The sequence below is a fragment of the Arcticibacterium sp. SM2516 genome (genome assembly GCF_057914865.1).
This window is the reverse complement of record NZ_CP195290.1, coordinates 1,404,602-1,426,059: the sequence shown is the minus strand read 5'-3', so window position 1 is coordinate 1,426,059 and position 21,458 is coordinate 1,404,602. Positions and strand designations below refer to the sequence as shown.

Annotated in this window: 9 protein-coding genes; all 9 read left to right on the top strand. The window is 37.8% G+C overall.

Annotated elements, in window-relative coordinates; all coding sequences use genetic code 11:
- The first annotated feature begins 11 nt into the window (after positions 1 to 11).
- Entirely contained in the window at positions 12 to 8,816 is an 8,805-nt protein-coding gene (locus ACSBFT_RS05885) for a sensor histidine kinase (protein WP_489603906.1), read from the top strand.
- Positions 8,813 to 10,810, top strand: coding sequence for an ATP-binding protein (locus ACSBFT_RS05880; protein ID WP_489603905.1), 1,998 nt, complete (start codon positions 8,813 to 8,815; stop codon positions 10,808 to 10,810). Before ACSBFT_RS05885 ends, ACSBFT_RS05880 begins: the two co-directional genes overlap by 4 nt.
- Positions 10,811 to 10,969: 159 nt before the next feature.
- Positions 10,970 to 12,748, top strand: coding sequence for a hydroxysqualene dehydroxylase (locus ACSBFT_RS05875; protein WP_489603904.1), 1,779 nt, complete (start codon positions 10,970 to 10,972; stop codon positions 12,746 to 12,748).
- Positions 12,736 to 14,229 carry a sensor histidine kinase gene (locus ACSBFT_RS05870; protein ID WP_489603903.1) on the top strand — a complete coding sequence of 498 codons (1,494 nt, stop codon included), beginning with the start codon at positions 12,736 to 12,738 and terminating at the stop codon, positions 14,227 to 14,229. The genes ACSBFT_RS05875 and ACSBFT_RS05870 overlap by 13 nt, the downstream gene beginning before the upstream one ends.
- The gene (locus tag ACSBFT_RS05865; protein WP_489603902.1) at positions 14,226 to 17,840 is read left to right on the top strand and encodes a sensor histidine kinase; all 3,615 of its coding nucleotides are present in this window, start codon (positions 14,226 to 14,228) and stop codon (positions 17,838 to 17,840) included. The genes ACSBFT_RS05870 and ACSBFT_RS05865 overlap by 4 nt, the downstream gene beginning before the upstream one ends.
- A complete protein-coding gene (locus ACSBFT_RS05860) occupies positions 17,837 to 18,019 on the top strand; it encodes a hypothetical protein (protein WP_489603901.1) in 183 nt (60 codons plus the stop codon). Before ACSBFT_RS05865 ends, ACSBFT_RS05860 begins: the two co-directional genes overlap by 4 nt.
- A 5-nt stretch (positions 18,020 to 18,024) precedes the next feature.
- The gene (locus tag ACSBFT_RS05855) at positions 18,025 to 19,164 is read left to right on the top strand and encodes an FIST signal transduction protein (protein ID WP_489603900.1); all 1,140 of its coding nucleotides are present in this window, start codon (positions 18,025 to 18,027) and stop codon (positions 19,162 to 19,164) included.
- Between the two features lie 3 nt (positions 19,165 to 19,167).
- A complete protein-coding gene (locus tag ACSBFT_RS05850) occupies positions 19,168 to 20,325 on the top strand; it encodes an FIST signal transduction protein (protein WP_489603899.1) in 1,158 nt (385 codons plus the stop codon).
- A 1-nt stretch (position 20,326) separates the two neighbouring features.
- Positions 20,327 to 21,427, top strand: coding sequence for a sensor histidine kinase (locus ACSBFT_RS05845; protein WP_489603898.1), 1,101 nt, complete (start codon positions 20,327 to 20,329; stop codon positions 21,425 to 21,427).
- Positions 21,428 to 21,458: the final 31 nt, after the last annotated feature.

Sequence of the window (21,458 nt, the reverse complement as noted above, 5' to 3'; positions counted from 1 at the left end):
TAACCATAGCCATGGATGCTAAATCAGATTTAGAGTATCTCCTCCGCGAAAAGTCAATAGAAATAGGTCATCTAAAAAAAGAATTGGAAATAGAAGCGGCTCTGGAAAGGGTAAGGAGTCGAAGTATGGCCATGCTCAAAAGTGAGGAACTGCTAGACTTGGTCAAAAAATTATATAAGGAAATTGAACCTTTTGGAGTTTCTACTTCTGGAATCACGATATCATTGTTTCGAGAGGAAGAAAACGCAATAGAGTGCTGGTTTGCCGACAATCTCCATTCCGACTTATTGCAGAGTTATAAAGTTGTAGGTCGAAAAAATAAGGTTTTTAATCAAATTTGGGAAGATTGGAAAAATAAAAATCCCCAAAGAATAGTATATCTGGAAGGAGAGGACAAAAAGGATTATGACAATTATGTTTTAGAAGAGACCGATTTTAGGAAACTACCCGAAGAATTAAAACAAAATATTCACGCTCATAATACGGTATGTTTTACCTTCAGCTATTTTAGGTATGGATATTTCGAATCCGTTGATTTAACAATGCCTAGTGAAGAGAATGCCCAAATATTGCTTCGCTTCGCCAAAGTTTTTGAACAAACCTACACCCGCTTTTTAGATCTCCAAAAAGCAGAAGCACAGGCAAAAGAAGCTGAAATTGAATTGGCTTTAGAAAGAGTTAGGGCCAGAACTATGGCTATGCACAAAAGTGAGGAACTAGGAGAAGTGGCAATTCTACTTTACAAAGAATTCAATTCCCTTGGAATTGGCAAGTTTTTCAACTGTGGTTTTGTCATAGTAAATGAAGATGAAAAAGTACAAAATGGTTGGTTGACTCAGCCTGAGGGAACTTTTATTGAAGAGTTAAACCTACCATATCCAGGTGATACAATACTAAAAAAAAGGTTAAAGGCTTGGAAAGAAAGAATCCCAGTTTTTCATCAAAAAGTAGAAGGTAAGGTACTTAAAGTGCATCAGCAATACGTGAAAGACCGGTCTCTTTCTAAAAATGCAATGAAAAGTATTATTCCTTTCATGCCAGATCCCTGCCACTTTTACTGTGGAAACTTCGATGAAGGTTACTTGCATATAATAGCAAAAGATGAATTGTTGACAGAAGCCGAAACCATTCTTTCTAGGTTTACAAAAATATTTTCACAAACCTACACCCGTTTTCTTGACCTCCAAAAAGCGGAAACACAAGCCAGAGAGGCTGAGATAGAAGTTTCTTTGGAACGTGTCAGATCAAGTTCCATGGCCATGCACTCCGCTGAAGAATTGGCAAGCGTATCCTCAGTGGTTTATATAGAATTAAATAGACTAGGAATTACCAATTTTCAGTCTTGCGGATTTCATATCATTGATGAGCCAAATGAAATCCAGGAGGTTTGGAATTTTCATATTGACCATAAGCAACTAACCCGATTTCAAATGCCTTTAAAGGGTAATGATATTTTAGAAATCAGGTATCAGGCATGGAAAAAGAGTGAAAAGTTATTTCATCAAAAAGTAGGAGGCCAGCAGCTGAATGATAATCTAGAATATATTACGTCAAAGGAAATAAAATTAGGCAAGGCTTCTTCTTGGATTGAAAAATATGGATTCCCAGATCCAGTCCACTTTCATTTCGGAAATTTCTCAAAGGGTTATTTACATGTTATTTCAGAACAAGAATTATCCGAAGAACATAGGACTATTTTAGGAAGATTCGCCAAAGTATTCGAACAAACCTACACTAGATTTCTTGACCTTCAAAAAGCAGAGGCACAAGCGAAAGAGGCAGAAATAGAACTAGCACTTGAGAGAATTCGGGCAAGAACGATGGCGATGCAAAAAACTGAGGAACTGAGTGAGGTTATTGCTGTTGTATTCGAACAACTCACCGCAATGGGATTCACTTCGGAAGGCTGTGACATTATAATTTACGATAGGGAAAAGTTAGATGCTCACTACTGGTTTGCTGGATTTGAAAAGGGAAGCGACCCCATGTCCTACCTTGTCCCCTACCATGAACACCCCTATTATCAGAGCCAGATCAAGGGCTGGAAAAACGGAGAAAAATACAAGGCGATTATATTCGAGGGAGACCTAAAGAAAAGATTTGACGATCACGTCTTTACCAAAACCGGTTTTAAGAATTTTCCGGAATCCAGAAAGAAATTATTGAAGTCTCTCAAATATACTGTTGTTCACGATGCATTTATGAGCCACGGCATCGTAGAAACTATTGACTTGAAACCAATCTCTGATGAAAAGGTGGCTATTCTTCAGCGAATTGCAAAGGTCTTCGAACAAACCTACACCCGTTTTCTCGATCTCCAAAAAGCAGAGACACAAGCGAAAGAGGCAGAAATAGAACTAGCACTAGAGAGAGTTCGGGCTAGAACTATGGCCATGCAAAAAAGTGATGAGTTGTCTGAAGTAGCGGCACTTCTCTTTAGACAATTAAAGATACTCGGAGCTGACCTCTGGACCGCAGTTATAGCTTTTTGCAAAGAAGATGAGTTATTGGTTGAAAAATGGGGAGGTAGCCCTATAACAGATCAGATGTTTGACCCTCTGTTTATTCCATACAATGCTGATCATGGTGAACAAAGCATGTATGATACATGGAAAAACAAAGTTGAACTCTACTCTTATATACAAGATGGAAAGGAACTTAAGGATATCTATGATCATCTTATGACTATACCTAGTTTCAAGGCAAGTTTTCAGAAAGTTATTGATGCCGGTAGACCACTTCCTGTGTGGCAGAAAAATCATGTTGCTTCTTATAAGTATGGTTACTTATTGATAGTTACTGAAGAGGAATTCGAGGAGGAATATGTCTTCACCAGATTCGCCAAAGTCTTCGAACAAACTTACACTCGTTTCCTTGACCTTCAAAAAGCGGAAGCTCAGGCAAAAGAAGCTGAAATTGAATTGGCATTGGAGCGAGTGCGATCCAGAACTATGGCGATGCACAAAAGTTCTGAATTAAATGAAGTTTCCGTTCTGCTTTACAAAGAACTGATGGCTTTGAGTGTTAGTGATTTTTTCAACTGTGGCTATGTAGAGCTTCTCGAAAAAGAGAAAGTTCAGTACGCCTGGCTAACACGGGATGATGGTACCTTTTTAGGTAAACTCGAACTTCCGCTCAAGGGAGATCAGATTTTAAATGCCCGGTACGGTGCCTGGAAAATGCAGAAGTCCCTTTTTTATCAAGAATTGAATTCGGTACAATTGAAAAAACACATCGCATTTATCAGTCCTCAATACAATAGCAAGGAAGCTGATGCGATTGTAAAGCGATTTCCCAATCCAACGATCTTTTATAACGCTAATTTCAAACACGGATACCTCCATCTAAATACGGGAACGTATTTAGATGACGAAGGAGAGTCAATTCTGATTCGGTTTACCCAAGTCTTTGCTCAAACCTACACTCGTTTCTTAGACCTTCAAAAAGCTGAAAAGCAGGCAAGAGAATCTCAAATAGAAGCAGCATTAGAAAGAGTGAGAAGCAGGTCTATGGCCATGCACCAATCTGAGGAACTTAATTCAGTTTTATCTACCATGTTCTCAGAGTTGACCAATCTTGATTTTGCCCTTGCAAGGTGCGTGATTTGGATATTTAATGAAGAAGATAAATCCTTTAAATGGTATTCTGCCAATCCGGAAGCTGAAATTGATATCTATCACATCCCATATAATAATTATAAAGTGATAAGTGATTATTGGGAAGCTTGGGAAAACCGTTTGTCAAGGTTGTATTATAACTTATCTGGAAAATTGAAAATAGGTATGGATGATTATCTTTTTAACCATACCGAAATGGCAAATATGCCAATGGAAGTAAAGGAAGGAATGAAGAAACCCCATCAGATTCATCTCTACAACACATGTAATGACTTTGGAGTGCTATTGGTATCAAGCGAAGTGCCACAGGATGATGAGATATTGTCGATTCTTGAAAAATTTGGCAATGTATTTAACCAAGCCTATACAAGGTTTCAAGACATCCAAAAAGCAGAAGCACAGGCCAGAGAAGCTGAATTAGAACTAGCATTGGAGAGAGTTAGAGCTAGAACTATGGCCATGCAAAAAAGTGATGAGCTGTCTGAGGTTGCTGCACTACTCTTTAAACAATTAAAGATGCTAGGTGCTGACCTTTGGTCCGTAGTAATAGCTTTTTGCAAAGAAGATGAGTTGTTGGTTGAAAAATGGGCAGGTAGCCCAATAGCAGATCAGTTTTTTGACCCTGTATTTATTCCTTATAATGCTGACCATGGAGAGCAGAGCATGTATGACACATGGAAAAATAAAGTTGAACTCTACTCCTACGTACAAGATGGAAAGGAACTTAAGGATATCTATGATCATCTTATGACCATTCCAAGTTTCAAGGCAAGTTTTCAGAAAGTAATTGATGCTGGAAGACCACTTCCTGTATGGCAGAAAAATCATGTTGTTTCTTATAAATATGGTTACTTACTAATAGTTACTGAAAAAGAATTTGAGGAGGAATATGTCTTCAGCAGATTCGCCAAAGTCTTCGAACAAACTTATACTCGTTTTTTAGATCTGCAAAAGTCGGAAGCCCAAGTAAGAGAAGCCGAAATACAATTGGCATTAGAAAGAGTTCGAGCCAGAACCATGGCTATGCAGAAAAGCGATGAATTAGGGGAAGTAGTTTATGAGTTATTCACTCAAATGAATAGTACAGGTTTTGCAGAATGGGGTGCCGCCATAGCATTGGCAGATGAAACCAAACATGGTTTTGATGTTTGGTTTTCTACACCCTACAACCCCGTTTCACCAGAACGATACTTTTACCCAAATCACGGACACGAAGTAGCCAATACGCTCTGGATGACATATGAGAATCAAAATGATCTTCAGATTATTGAATTAGAGCACGAACAGAAGACACTATATACACAGTGGCTTTTTGAAAACACTAATTTAGGAGGTATGTCGGAAGATGATAAAACAGAAATATTATCTCAGCCCTACGTAATGTTTTCTTCGGGTGCAATGAAATATGGCCTTCTAGAAGCAGTTAGCCATGTTCCTATGTCTCCAGAATTAACCAAGATTTTACCTCGATTTGCCAAAGTCTTCGAACAAACCTATACTCGTTTTCTGGACCTTCAAAAAGCAGAAGCACAGGCAAGAGAAGCACAAATAGAAGTAGGCCTTGAAAGAGTCAGAGCAAAGACAATGGGTATGCATAGTTCTAATGAATTATTAGAAATAGTGGATTTACTCTATGCCGAATTGTCTCAATTAGATGTTGAGCTTGCAAGGGTTGTATTATTAACTGTGAATCCCGAAACTTTAGGAATGCTTTGGTGGATGGCAAGTCCTGAAAAAGAAATAAAGACACATGGGTTTTTAGTGCCATCAAATGGGCTACCAATGACGTTGTCAATGATTAAGGCTTGGGAAAATAAAACAAGTGAATGGAGCTATCAATTAGTTGGAAAAGATAAAAAAACGTATGATAAGTTTCTTTTTACTTCATCAGAACTATCAAAACTGCCTGAAGAAGTTAGAATAGCGATGTCTGCTGCTAAGCAAATGTATGTTTCGGGATACTGCAATAATTTTGGATTATTAACTACATCTACAATAGAACCTCTTTCTGTAGCCAATTCAATTCTTTTGACTCGCTTTGGTCAAGTCTTCGAACAAACCTACACCCGTTTTCTTGACCTCCAAAAAGCAGAAGCACAGACCAAGGAAGCACAGATAGAGGCTGCATTGGAAAGAGTGCGAAGCAGAAGTTTGGCAATGCACCACACCTCAGAAATTCAAGCGGTTATCCACACTGTACATGAAGAGTTGCTCAAATTGAACATTTCCATTGTTGGGGGCTCTTTTGTAGTTATCAATAACGATATTGACCTAGAGCTGAGTGCATGGGGGGCAGGAGGTACAGCTGATACTTCAACAGAAGTTTTTATACCAAATTTTGGAAAACCGTTTACTACCAACTTGCTAAAGGGTATTCTACACGGTCCAGGTTTTTTTACTGAAGAATTTACAAATCAGGAAAAAATTGAATACTTCAAAGCGTTGTTTGAACTCGAACCCTGGTCGGAATTAACAACCGAACAGAAAAAAGAAGTTCTTGAAAGTAAAGGAGGATATACCAGGTCATGTTGCGTTTTGAATCATACGAGTATTTTTATCATTAATCAAACGGGGAGAAAGTTCTCAGAGGAGGACAATGACATCCTTAAACGTTTTACCAGAGTCTTCGAACAGACTTACACCCGTTTCCTTGACCTCCAAAAAGCAGAAACGCAGGCCAGAGAGGCAGAGTTAGAGGCTGCTTTGGAGAGGTTAAGAAGCAGAACTATGGCCATGCAAAAAAGTGAAGAACTATTAGACGCTGCATCGCTATTCTATAAAGAGCTTTTAAAATTTGGGATAACAAATCATACAAGTGGATATGTTTTAATGGATGCAGAAGAAAAAATTGGCTGGAGTTATATATCTAATCAAATGGATGGTACTGTATTACCAAAACCAATGGGCATACCTCATCAGGAGACTGAAGTAATGCGTTCGATTACAAAAAGCTGGAAAAGGCAAGAGCCCTTTTGTCTCATCCAGCTGAATGAAAAGGAAACCATAACCCATCAAACTTTTATTGCTGAACGCACCATTAATTTTAATCTAACAGCTGAGGAATTAATTGCAGCCACTCCTAAAAGGTTAGCCCTTCAGACATTCAACTTTAAACAAGGGTACTTATTAATTGTAGGAGCTGAACCATTATTGGAGGCTCGAATTGAAATATTAATACGTTTTGCAAAAGTATTCGAACAAACATATACTCGTTTTCTTGACCTTCAAAAAGCCGAAGCTCAGGCGAGAGAAGCACAGATAGAAGCGGCACTTGAAAGAGTGCGAAGCCGTTCTATGGCCATGCAGAAAAGTGAGGAACTGTCCGAAACCTCCTTTTTATTAGACAGCCAAGTAAGAGCATTAGGCATCAAAACTTGGGGATGTGCATTTAATATTTATCAAGAAAATGATTCCATGGAATGGTTTGGTAATGAAGCGGGAGTATTACCTAAATATATTGTACCACGGGTAGGTATTTTTAAGAAATATTATGACCATGGTAAAAAAGAAAATTCATTTTATGTACAAGAAATAGCTGGTAAAGAATGTGTGGCTCATTATGAATTTATGAGTAACCTTCCCATTATAGGAGAAGTTCTTAAACAATTAAAAGTATCAAATGGGTCCTATCCAGAATATCAGATTGACCATGTGGCCTATTTCAAATATGGTTATTTATTGTTTATAACAATAGAGCCGGTGCCTGAAGCTCACGATATTTTTAAACGATTTGCTAAAGTATTCGAGCAGACTTACACTCGTTTCCTAGATCTTCAAAAAGCGGAAGCACAAGCAAAAGAGGCTACAAAACAGGCATCCTTAGAAAGAGTTAGAGGAGAAATAGCAAGTATGCGATCTACTACAGATTTGGAGAGAATAACGCCTTTGATTTGGAACGAGCTGAAAACACTCGGTGTGCCGTTTATACGATGTGGGGTTTTTATTGTAAATGAACAAATGGAGCATGTGGTAGTTCATTTATCGTCTTCAGAAGGACAAGCACTTGGTGTTTTAGACCTAGCATTTGAATCCAACGAACTTACTACAAAAGCAATTCGGAGCTGGCGATTAGATGAAGTTTATCATCAACACTGGAATCAAGAAGAGTTTCTTAATTGGACAAAATTGATGATAAAAGCTGGGCAAGTCAAAAGTAAGAAAACATACCAGGGCATGGAGAATGCTCCTGAATCTCTAAACCTTCATTTTATTCCTTTTACTCAAGGGATGCTTTATGTTGGTTCCGTTGATGCTTTAGGAAAAAATGAAATAGACCTAGTGAAATCTTTAGCTGATTCATTTGCCATAGCCTATGCCAGGTATGACGATTTTATACAGCTAGAAAAGGCCAAAGAAAGTATTGAAATAACGCTTTCAGAGTTAAAATCCACTCAAAAACAACTCATTCAATCCGAAAAAATGGCTAGTCTAGGTGAACTCACCGCTGGCATTGCTCATGAGATTCAGAATCCACTAAACTTTGTCAATAACTTTTCAGAAGTGACCAAAGAGCTAGCTGAAGAATTAGAAGAAGAGGGAGAAAAGGGGAACGGAGAAAGGGACAAGGAATTAGAGAAAGAACTGATACACGATATTAAGGAAAACTTAGAAAAGATTAACCATCACGGAAACCGAGCCAGCAGCATTGTAAAAGGCATGTTAGAGCATTCCAGAACAAGTTCTGGTAAAAAGGAACTAACTGATATCAATGTCTTGGCAGATGAATGTTTAAGGCTTTCGTATCATGGTCTCCGTGCGAAGGATAAAGACTTTAATGCAGAAATGGTCACAAACTTTGACACTACCCTTCCCAAAATTGAAGTCATTCCACAAGATATTGGGCGAGTGCTTTTGAATTTGATTAATAATGCCTTTCAGGCCGTGTCCGAAGAAGCCTTAAAACGAAAGTTAAAGTCGAATGAAAATGCGGACAGCTATAAGCCAACAGTCTCCATCAAAACAGAGCTCACAGCCCAAGGCCAACTGCTCATAGCCATAAAAGACAACGGCCCAGGCATCCCAGATTCCATCAAAGACAAAATCTTCCAGCCCTTCTTCACCACTAAAGACACTGGAAAGGGTACGGGTTTAGGGCTGAGTTTAGCTTATGATATTGTTAAGGCTCATGGTGGGGAGTTAAATGTTCAATCAATCATAGATAGCGGTTCCAGTTTTACAGTTAAAGTCAAAATAGCATGAGAATACTACTTTATACACTATGTATTGGCTTTTTAAATTTCTCCGTTTTTGCTCAGCAAATAAAAAAGGATTTGGGCCTAGTGGTTGATAGTTTAATATTTGAAATTCAAAATACTAAAAATGATAGTCTAAAGTCGGAGTATTTATTACAGCTTTCAGAGTTAACCCAGATTTATAACCCAGATACCTCGATTTATTTTAGTAAACAAGCGTATGACTTAGCTAAAAAAGTTAATAATATTCCTGTTCAAGCGGGAGCATTGGGTTTTATATCAACTGCATATTTTTATGATGGAAATTTACCCAAAGCCGTGGAGATTGCATTGGAATCTATTGAGCTGGGTAAGCATATTCCAGGTCGCATTGGGGGAGGTGTTGGACCTGCGTATTCAATTCTTGGGACAATTTATGTACAAATAGGAGATTATGATAGAGCCTTTAAATACCTAAATAAATTAATTGCCCTCGGTGAAAATGACTTAGTGGGAGTAGCTTTTGGCTATTTTAATCTGGCCACGCTTTATGAAAAGCAGAACAAACTGGATTTAGCGAAGCATTATTTGAAAGAATCCTATGAGGTTTTTGGGGCTTTAAATTATAGCTTTTATCCAAAGGTTTATGATGCTTATCCTTTATGGTATAACTTAAGAGCAAGAATTTATTTAAAAGAAGGAAAACCAAAGCTGGCACTGGCAGATTATTTCTACACTTTAAATATGACCTTGCGTAATAATGAACACTTTTTCTCTTCTGGAAGCTACAATGATATTGCATTCTTTTATAAAGGAAATAATCAACTTGATTCTGCGGTATTTTTTGCTAAAAAGGGATTATTAGAGGCTCAGGAAAATACGATTAAGCCTGAAATTATTAGGGCATCTGAATTTCTAGCAGAATATTACGACACTAAAAATCCTGCTCAAGCCTTAACTTATATTAAACTAGCCAATGAAACTCGAAATTCATTTTATGGTGCAGGTAATATGCAGGTAATGAGAGATATAATTGAAAAAAATGATAAAAAACAAGCTGAAATAGAAGCTACTGAAAAGGCTAGTAAAAATCGCCTAATAATAGGTGGGATTTTAAGCTTTGCCATACTATTACTAGTTACGGCCATCTTTTTATATAGGAATAATCTAACGAAACAGAAAGCAAAACTTAAAATCGAAAGTGCCTTTGATCAACTAAAATCCACCCAAGCCCAACTCATCCAATCAGAAAAAATGGCAAGCCTTGGAGAGCTAACGGCAGGTATAGCCCATGAGATTCAGAACCCTCTGAACTTTGTCAATAATTTTAGTGAGGTAAGTGAAGAATTGATAGAGGAAGTTTTGGGAGAAAGGTTAAAGGTTAAAGGTGAACGGGATGAGAATCTTGAAGAAGAAATATTAGGAGACATAAAAGAAAATCTCTCTAAAATCCACCACCACGGAAACCGTGCCAGCAGCATCGTAAAAGGCATGTTAGAGCATTCTAGAACTAGTTCTGGCAAAAAGGAACTGACCGATATTAATGCTTTGGCAGATGAATATCTGAGACTTTCGTATCATGGACTCCGAGCGAAGGATAAAGACTTTAATGCTGAGATGGTAACAAACTTTGACCCTACCCTACCAAAGATTGATGTCATACCTCAGGATATTGGACGAGTGCTTTTAAACTTGATTAATAACGCATTTCAAGCCGTAGATGAACAAGCAAAAAAGGGAATTGAAGGCTATAAACCTACCATCTCCTTAAAAACGGAGCTCAAAGCTAATAGCTCATTACTCATAGCCATAAAAGACAACGGCCCAGGCATCCCGGACTCGATAAAAGACAAAATCTTCCAACCCTTTTTTACTACCAAAGACACTGGAAAAGGAACAGGATTAGGGCTGAGTTTGGCTTATGATATTGTGAAAGCTCATGGAGGGGAGTTAACTATGGAGAGCGATACAGAAAAAGGAACAATATTTAGTTTTTACTTGCCAACGGATTATCACACCTGACTAATATTCAGTGGATTGTAACTGTATTCTCAAATCATGAAACGATAAAGCCCACTCATATTTTATAAAAAACGCAGAAACTCAAAACCACAATTACTTACAATTTTCGGTCGATTGACCAACGTAGTATTACGATTATCACATGAAACTATTAATAAAATGAAAAAAGTAGTAATTATTGGAGGTGGTGTTGCAGGTATGAGTGCTGCCCATGAGCTTGTAGAACGTGGATTTGAAGTAGAAGTTTACGAGAAGAAAAAGGTCTATGTAGGCGGGAAAGCCCGTTCGGTAGATGTCCCAGGTACTAATCTTCAAAAGCAGGATAAATACTTGCCTGGCGAGCATGGGTTTAGATTCTTTCCGGGTTTTTATAAACATGTAACAGACACCATGAAACGAATCCCATATAGCAATAGTGATGGGACAAAAAACAAAAATGGAGTCTTTGACAACCTAACCCATACTACCGAGATAGAGCTCACTCGCTATGATATGCCTCCAATAAAGATTTTGGCAAACTTCCCGAAAACACGAAAAGACCTTGAATTATTAGTTCATGATATGTTTGGCGGCGTTCATAGTGGTCTTAGCCATGAGGAAAAGTCCTTTTTTGCCAAAAGAATATGGCAATTAATGATAACATCGTCAGTACGAAAAAGTGAACAATATGAAAAAAATTCTTGGTGGACCTATTTGGAAGCCGACCGTTTTTCTGACAACTATCGGCATCTTTTAGTTCAGGGGCTTACGCGTACACTGGTGGCCGCAAGAGCCGAAATAGCAAGTATGAAAACAGGTTCAAGCATTACTTTACAGCTTATGTATAATATGCTTAATCCAGGTTTGAATGTCGATAGAGTGTTAAACGGCCCAACAAATGAAAAATGGTTGAATCCATGGTATGACTATCTGTTAAGCAAAAATGTTAAGTATTTTAAGAATCATACTGGAATTGGCTTTGAAACCAACGAAGACAGAAGCATTGCCTATGCCAAAGTTACTGATGATAAAGGAAATGAAATTCAAGTAAAAGGAGATTACTATCTGCTTTGTACTCCTGTTGAAAGAGCTGTTGGGCTAATCAATGAGAAAATGAAAGCAATGGATAATCAATTTCAGTTTCTTGAAAAATTATCTGAATCTACGGCATGGATGAATGGAATTCAGTTTTACTTGAATGTAGATGTAGAAATGGCACATGGGCACGTTTGCCATAGCTATACGGAATGGGCAATAACCTCCATTTCTCAAGTTCAATTTTGGAAAGACTACGACCTTGGCGAAAGATATAATGGAAAGGTGAAAGGCGTTCTTTCTGTTGATATTTCAGATTGGCTATACACAAAATATAAATCTATTGAGGACAAAAAAGCCAAAGCTGTGTTTGCGGAAGACTGTAAGCCAAAGCAGGTAGCAGACCTGGTATGGGAACAATTAAAAAGAAGCGTAAATATTGATGGAGTAGAGTTATTAAAAGACGAAATGATTGAGTTTTGGTACCTTGATCGTGATATTAAATGGAATGATGCCCTTGGTCATGAAAACGAAGAAGAACCTCTACTGATAAACTCTGTCAACTCCTGGGCTCTTAGACCAACTACCTTTACTAATATCCCTAACTTTTTTCTAGCATCTGATTACGTCCGGACAAATACCGACTTAGCCACCATGGAAGGAGCAAACGAAGCAGCTAGAAGAGCGGTTAATGACATTATTGATGCATCTGAAAGTGATGCAAAACTTTGTGAAATATGGCCACTTTCTGAACCGTCTTTATTCAATTTGCTTAAGTGGCATGATAAAAAGCGATACCTTAAAGGACTACCATTTAGCCATAAAATTCCTCGATGGATGGAGATTTGTATGGTTGTCTATACGCCAATTTGGATATTAAATCACCTTGCTATGACATTTATAAAAAAGCTATGGAAAAGTTAAAAAGAAGGTTTAAAAGTTTCGTTGCTTGGTTAGATAGCTTGGGTGAAAAATTTCATACAAACCCCAAAACTCAACGGCAGACAAATATCCTAATAAGAGCAAGTGTGCTGGCCGGAATATTTATGTTACTCTATATTGGCAACTGTCTGATGATAGATTTCAAGCTTGGTTTGTATATACTGCCTATAGAGTCCGCTATCTTTTTCAGTCTTCCATTTTTGATAAAATTAGGGGTTAAACCCAAAATAATAGCCCACCTGTTTATCTTAAACGGAACCGCGTTTGGGGTTCTTTTGGTGGCATTTTCAGGAGGACTTCAAAGTCCAGTTACTCCTTGGTTAACTTTAATGCCAATTTGTGCAATTTTATTTATGGATGTGCGGAACGCCTTTATTTGGGCATTTATTATTTTGTTTGTGGTCATAGCCCTAGGCTTATTTTGGATTATAAATGGCCCTCTTCCCAAAAATTACAATACAGAGAACGATGCCCTATATTTTCTTAATTGCTATGCGGGTTTGATATTCATTTATTTATTTCTAAGTCTGATATTTGAAAATAGACTGAACGCCACTATTAATGAATTAGAAAGCAATAAGGAGTCTTTAGAAGTAGCTAATAGTAATTTAAATAATTCCATTGTAAACCTTAAAAAAACACAGGCCCAATTAATCCAATCCGAAAAGATGGCAAGCTTAGGTGAGCTTACTGCAGGCATAGCCCATGAAATTCAGAACCCTTTAAACTTTGTCAATAATTTTTCGGAAGTGAGTGAGGAGATGATTAAGGAGATAAAAGAGGAAAGACTTAAGACTAAAGACCAAAGAGATGAGGCTTTGGAAGATGAAATACTTACAGATATAGAACAAAACCTTCAAAAGATAAACCACCACGGGCAGAGAGCAAGCAGCATCGTAAAAGGTATGCTAGAGCATTCCAGAACTAGTTCTGAAAAAAAAGAATTGACAGATATAAACGCACTAGCTGATGAATATTTGAGATTGGCATATCATGGCTTAAGAGCAAAAGATAAAAGCTTTAATGCTGATTTTAATACAGATTTCGACCCTATCCTACCTAAAATAGAAATCGTATCTCAAGATATTGGTCGAGTACTTTTGAACTTAATTAATAATGCTTTTCAAGCTACGTCCGAAGAAGCCTTAAAACGAAAACTAAATTCATCTGAGAATGAGGCGAAGTCGGATAGTTATAAACCAACGGTAAGCATCACTACGAGCCAGGAGCCCATAGCCCAAGGCTCAAAGCAAATAGTCATAGCCATCACAGACAACGGCCCAGGCATCCCAGACGCCATAAAAGACAAAATATTCCAACCCTTCTTCACCACCAAAGACACTGGGAAAGGTACTGGTTTAGGACTGAGTTTAGCCTATGATATAGTAAAGGCTCATGGTGGGGAGTTGACTATGATATCTCATGCTATCGAAACAGAATTTGTAATTAAGTTACCGCTATGAAAAAGAAACAAAAACATAGCTCTAATACGCTTATTTTCAATAAAGTGTTCAATGCTTTAATAATATTCATTTTTGTTTTTTCATTGTCCTGTAAAGACAAAAGACAGAATGTGGCAAGAGCATTGAAAAAGCCTGAAGTTTCAGTAGCCAAACTGGTAGAAATACCAAAGGAAGGGCTCCTTCCCCCACAGGTTATAAAAGCTGGAAGTCCTGTGAAGAAACTAGCAGGTAAACCCGAAATTATACCTTATAAGGATAATGTAAAATTGACTGAATCGCCAAAGAGAATTCTTATGGGAAAGCCAACGATAAGCACTCCTGGTGAAGGGAAATACGCTTTGCCCCAAAAGGTAGAAGCTATTCACAAGCCATTTAAAGCAGGGGCACCAGATATAGTCAAGGCTGGAAAGCCTAGGATGAAAGATATTAATCCCGACAGTTTTAGTTCTTTAAGTGCCCTGCAAGGCCTTCCTTCAAATATTATTAAAGCTATAATCTCGGATAAGAAAGGCAATATTTGGTTAGCGACTTTTGGAACTGGTATAGTCAAATATGATGGAGAGTCGTTTAGCAATTATAATTCTTCTCAGGGACTTATAGCTACTACGAGTCAAGACATTCTAGAGGATAATAGCGGAAATATATGGGTGGGAACGCAATTAGGCTTGAGTAAATTTGATGGGTCTAATTTCACTAATTTCACTCTTGAAGAAGGACTAGTAGGCCTAAACATTACCAATATTACAGAAGACCATAAGGACAATTTGTGGATATGCACCAGTGACGGAGGAATAAGTATGTATGATGGTAAGCATTTTACGCAGTTCACCACCAGTGAAGGCTTGCTTTCCAATACTGTGCTTTCATCTTTTGAAGACAGCAAAGGCAATTTATGGTTTGGGACAGATAAGGGTGTAAGTCGATACGATGGCAATCATTTTTTTAATTATTCAGAAAATCAAGGACTGGTCGGGAGAATAATGGCAATTGAAGAAGATAGAGACGGTCATTTATGGCTAGGTACTGAATATAGCGGAGCTTATCTATTTGATGGTACCTCTTTATTACATTTTGAACCTGAAATTGGATTTATTCCAAGTGTTTTGGCGATAGCCGAAGATATATCAGGGAATATATGGTTTGCGGGATATCAAGGAACCCTTAAGTATGACGGTCAATATTTCACACATTATGGTGAGCAACAAGGCCTAAATGACGAAACAATCTTGAGCATTTTTGTACCTCAGGATGGCACCATTTGGTTTGGTTCAAACGATGGAGGAGTTAATATCCTAAATGGTGCATTATTTGACAACATTGATATTAAAAACATACGAGGATTAACCAAAGATAAAAATGACAATATTTGGGTGGTTACTTGGGATTATGGAGCCTATTATATTACAGAAAATACTATTTATAAATATTCGAAGGAACAAGGCCTAAGTCTTAACATATTTCATTACGTTTTTGTGGATTCAAAGGACAACGTTTGGTTTGGTACACGAGGTGGCAATTCGGGAGCAGATAAATTTGACGGCTCATCTTTTACTAATTATTCTACCAAAGAAGGACTTATACAGAACAATATAAATACTATCACAGAAGATGACGAAGGCAATATTTGGTTTGGAACAGATATAGGTGTTAGCAAATTTGACGGAGAATCTTTTACTAATTATGGCTCAGAGCAGGGTATGTGTTCTTCTTTAGTTTGGGGTTCTTTAAAAGATAAAAATGGAAACGTCTGGTTTAGTTGTATTGATGGCGGTGTCCGAAAGTTCGACGGCAAATCTTTTTATACATTCGAAGATTTTGAATCACTAAATTTAGGAGTGATTAATGATTTTGCTGAAGATGAAAAAGGAAATATATGGCTTGCATCTACTTCAGCAGGCTTAGTCAAGTTTGATGGAGCGAATTTCACCAAATTCAATTCATCAATTGGTCTTTCAAGTAATGCCATCAATAGTGTCGTCGCTACCCCTCAAGGAAATATCTGGGCAGGAGCCTCCAACGGACTTAATAATCTTTCTTTTGGAGAAAACCAAAAAACAGCTGAGCTTCCGCTAATTAATACGTATTCACATGCTGATGGTTTCCTGGCCATTGGGCCATGGTACAGAGCATTAGCTCAAGACTCTAAGGGTAACCTTTGGGCCGGTGGTGTGAATAAAGTTACGGTCTATCATCCTGAAGGTGATGTTTTTGATTCTAGGCCCATTGGGCTAGAATTAACCCGCATCAAATTGTTTAATGAGAAAATTAACTGGTTAAATCTTAAGGCTGAAAAAGATACCACCATTGTTTTGAGTAATGGTTTAACCCTTAATAATATAAAATTTGATAGTGTTTCACACTGGAATAATTTACCGCAATGGCTTTCTCTTTCGGCAGCCACCAATAATATTACCTTCGGTTTTACAGGCATAGAGATCAAAAGGCCTGATAGAATCAAATACCAGTTTTATCTGGAAGGTTTGGATGACGACTGGGGCGTGATAACAGAAACGGGAGAAGCTACATACAGCAACCTTTCTAATGGTTCTTACACATTATTGGTTAAAGCGGCTAATCCAGAAGGTATTTGGGGAGATGAAATCAGCTATTCATTTGAAATAAGGCCGTATTGGTATCAAACATGGTATGCCTATATTCTTTATTTGATTTTGGGTCTAGGTTTATTGCGGGCCTATATTGTTTATCGAGCGAGAAACTTAACTCGTGAAAACAAAATTCTGGAAGAAAAAGTGAGCCATAGAACTAATCAATTAGAGCGTTCGCTAGATAACCTCAAATCCACCCAAGCCCAACTCATCCAATCCGAAAAAATGGCCAGCCTTGGTGAATTGACAGCTGGAATAGCCCATGAGATTCAGAATCCTCTCAACTTTGTTAATAACTTTTCTGAAGTAAGTGAGGAATTGATAGATGAGGTTCTGGGTGAAAGGTTAAAGGTGAAAGGTGAAAGAGATGAAGCTTTGGAAGAGGAAATTTTAGGCGACATAAAAGAGAATTTGTCTAAAATAAATCACCATGGAAACCGAGCCAGCAGCATAGTAAAAGGCATGTTAGAGCATTCTAGGGCCAGTTCTGGCAAAAAGGAATTAACAGATATCAATGCATTAGCTGATGAGTATTTGAGGCTTTCGTATCATGCCAGCCTGTCCGGCAGGCAGGGTCTCCGTGCGAAGGATAACGATTTTAATGCAGAATTCGAAACAAGCTTTGACCCTACCCTACCCAAAATTGAAGTAATTCCACAGGATATAGGCCGAGTACTTTTGAATTTGATAAATAATGCGTTTCAAGCAGTAGACGAACAATCAAAAAAAGGCATTGAAGGTTGTAAACCATTGGTCTCTATAAAAACTGAGCTCAATGCTCAAGGACAGCTGCTCATAGCCATAAAAGACAACGGCTCAGGCATCCCAGATTCCATCAAAGACAAAATCTTCCAGCCCTTCTTCACCACTAAAGACACTGGAAAGGGTACGGGTTTAGGGCTGAGTTTAGCTTATGATATTGTTAAGGCTCATGGTGGGGAGATTGAATTGGAGTCGAAAGAAAATGAAGGTACTGAGTTCATTATAAAACTACCAATAGCATGAAATCAAAATCAGTGAAATCCAATAATCTATTGAAATCCCCCGAATATTTCGGGACAGGCGTGGTTCAGACTGGTATTGTGAGGGCACACGATGGGGAGTTGAAAGTGGAGAGCCAGCCTGCCAGACGAACTGGTCAAAAAAATATTAGTACAAAATTTATTATTTCCCTACCAAACTAAAAAAAATGAAAGGAAAATCAATTAAAGGAAAATCTACAGAAGAAATTAAATTAGCTTTAGAAAAAAGTATGGTAGATGGTTTTAAACCAACCCTAGCGATCTGTTTTATATCGGTTGCTCTCGATAGAACAGCCATTACTGCCATTTTGGATGCTGAAAATATTACTGTTTTTGGATGTACAACCAATGGCGAATTTACCGATGAAGAAACCGAAAAGTCTTCTGCCGCCATTCTTTTACTCGACATGAATAGAGATTATTTTGAAATCTATTTCGAAGAATATCCCAATAAAAATTATAGAGAGATTGCTACAAATATTGCACAAAAAGCCAAAAATAAATTTGCCAAACCCGCTTTTTTACTCGGTATTAGCAATGTCGCTGTTGATGGCGAAGAAATTCTTCATGGCTTGGAAGATGTAATTGGTATGGATGTAAATGCTTTTGGCGGTGCCGCAGGAGATGATCAGTCTTTTTCTGGGACTTTTGTTTTTACCAATGGCCAAGATAGCGGCAATGCAATGGTATGTATTGCTTTAGACGAAACTAAAATTGAGATCAAAGGAATTGCTACCTGTGGATGGAAAGCAGTAGGAACAGATAAAATTGTGACCAAAAGCGAAGGCAATCATGTATATACAGTAGATAATATTCCTGTTTTAGATATTACCGCTAAATATGGCGGAATAGAGAATTTAACACCAGGAAATACTAATTTACTTTTAGATATTGCAGCTAACTTTCCATTGCAATTACAACGTGAAAAAGGGGATCCCGTCATGCGACCAGGTTTACAAGTTGATTGGTCAGATCATTCTTTTTATACCAGTGGCTCCGTCCCTCAAGGTTCAAAAGTACGGTTTTCATTACCGCCTGATTTTGATGTAGTGGACAAAGTTGTAAAAGCTTTAGAAAAATTAAAAGCAACTGAAATGCCCCAAGCTGATGCATTAGTTGTATTTAGTTGTTTAGGCAGGATCATATCTTTAGGGCCGTTAATGACACAAGAGTTAGAGGGTGTAAAAAATGTATGGAATGTACCTATGGCGGGTATGTTTAGCAATGCAGAATTGGGCAGAGCCACAGGAGGAAACTTGGAAATGCATAATTTAACTTCTTGTTGTGTAGCTATAAAAGAGAAATAAGAAATGAAAGCAAAATCTATAAAAGGGAAATCAAACGAAGAAATTAGTGTTGCTTTAATTAAAAGCAAGGCCGACGGCTTTAATCCAACGCTTTCCATCGTTTTTATTTCCGTTAAACAAGACCGGAAAAGCTTAGTAGCATTATTGAATAAACAAGGAATAGATGTGTTTGGTGCTACTTCTTGTGGTGAGTTTATTAATGGTAATCATAGTGATGGAGAAATTGTTATTCTTTTACTTGATGTTAAAAGAGAATATTATGCAATAAGTATTGAAGATGTTGAAAATAACAATATTGATAGTGCAGCTTCATTAGTAGCAAAAAATGCATTATCACATTTTAAAAACCCAACAATGTTATTATCTAGTTGTGGTGTATTTTCAGATGGACAATTCTTTGATGGCGACAAGTTTGTAAAAGCAATGGTAATAGAATTAGGAGAGGATATCGTCTTTTTTGGTGGTACGGCCGGTGATGATTGGGCCTTACAAAACAGCTTTGTATTTACACATCAAAAAGAATCTCATAATGGCATAGTTTCATTGGTTTTTGACGGCGATAAAATTTCTTTAAAAGGGATGGCCATTCACGGATGGAAACCATTAGGAATTACCAGACGAGTGACAAAAAGTTCGGGGAATAAAGTATATAGTATTGATGGTAAACCCGCGGTAGAAATGTATTTAAAATATTTGGGAATGTCTGAAAAAAGTATTGACGAAAAATTTGATGTTTTCAGGGACATATCCGTCGATTTTCCATTTATCGCAAAACGTAAAAATGGAGAAACAATTCTTAAATCACCTCGATCAATAGATGCAAAATCCAATGCACTAATAATGGACAAAGAAATGGAGGAGGGTGATGAATTTCACTTTACCACTCCGCCCGATTTCGAGATTTCGGAAGAAATTATTTCAGAGGCTAAAGCTTTAAAAATCAACACTGAAAACAAGGCTGATGCATTACTTATTTTTTCTTGTGCTGGCAGACCACCCGTTTTAGGGCCCTTAACCGTTAATGAAAATGAAGGTTTAGCAGAAGTTTGGCAGGTGCCTATGGCTGGTTTTTATACGTATGGGGAGTTTGGAAGAATAAAAGGGGGGAAACAAAATTTTCATTCTGGTATGTGTTGCTGGGTTACATTAAAAGAAATGTAAAATGAACCAATCCTTACAATTCATAATAGAATACTTAAACCAAATCGATAATGTATCGATAGAAATAAAAGAGGAACTTATAAAAGCAGCCAAAAGGGTAAAAAGTGATTTAGAAATTGCCGAATTCAAATTAGAACGAACGGAGAAAGTAAAACGAACCACTTCAATCCTTCTCGAAGAAACAATTGAAGAACTCGAACAAAAAAGAAAGGCAATAGAAGAAACTAATGTGGCCTTAGAACAATCTCTAAAAGATTTAAAATCCACCCAAGCCCAACTCATCCAATCCGAAAAGATGGCGAGCCTGGGCGAGCTAACAGCAGGCATAGCCCATGAGATTCAGAACCCGCTAAACTTTGTTAATAATTTTTCAGAAGTGACCAAAGAGCTAGCTGAAGAATTAGAAGAAGAGGGAGAAAAGGGGAACGGAGAAAGGGACAAGGAATTAGAGAAAGAACTGATACACGATATTAAGGAAAACTTAGAAAAGATTAACCATCACGGAAACCGAGCCAGCAGCATTGTAAAAGGTATGTTAGAGCATTCCAGAACAAGTTCTGGTAAAAAGGAACTAACTGATATCAATGTCTTGGCAGATGAATGTTTAAGGCTTTCGTATCATGCCAGCCTGTCCGGCAGGCAGGGTCTCCGTGCGAAGGATAAAGACTTTAATGCAGAAATGGTCACAAACTTTGACCTTACCCTTCCCAAAATTGAAGTCATTCCACAAGATATTGGGCGAGTGCTTTTGAATTTGATAAATAATGCTTTTCAGGCGGTGTCCGAAGAAGCCTTAAAGCGAAAGTTAAATTTAAACGGAAATGAGGGGAATTCGGACAGCTATAAGCCAATAGTCTCCATCAAAACAGAGCTCACGGCTCACGGCCAACTGCTCATAGCCATAAAAGACAACGGCCCAGGAATACCAGACTCCATCAAAGACAAAATATTCCAACCCTTTTTCACTACCAAGCCTACAGGAAAGGGCACCGGTTTAGGGTTGAGTTTGGCTTATAATATTGTGAAGGCACATGGTGGGGAGTTGAAAGTGGAAACAGAAGATGGGAGTGGAAGTGTGTTTATTATAGTTTTAGATGGATAAGATAATCTTAGTTTAAAATTGAAAATGGTAA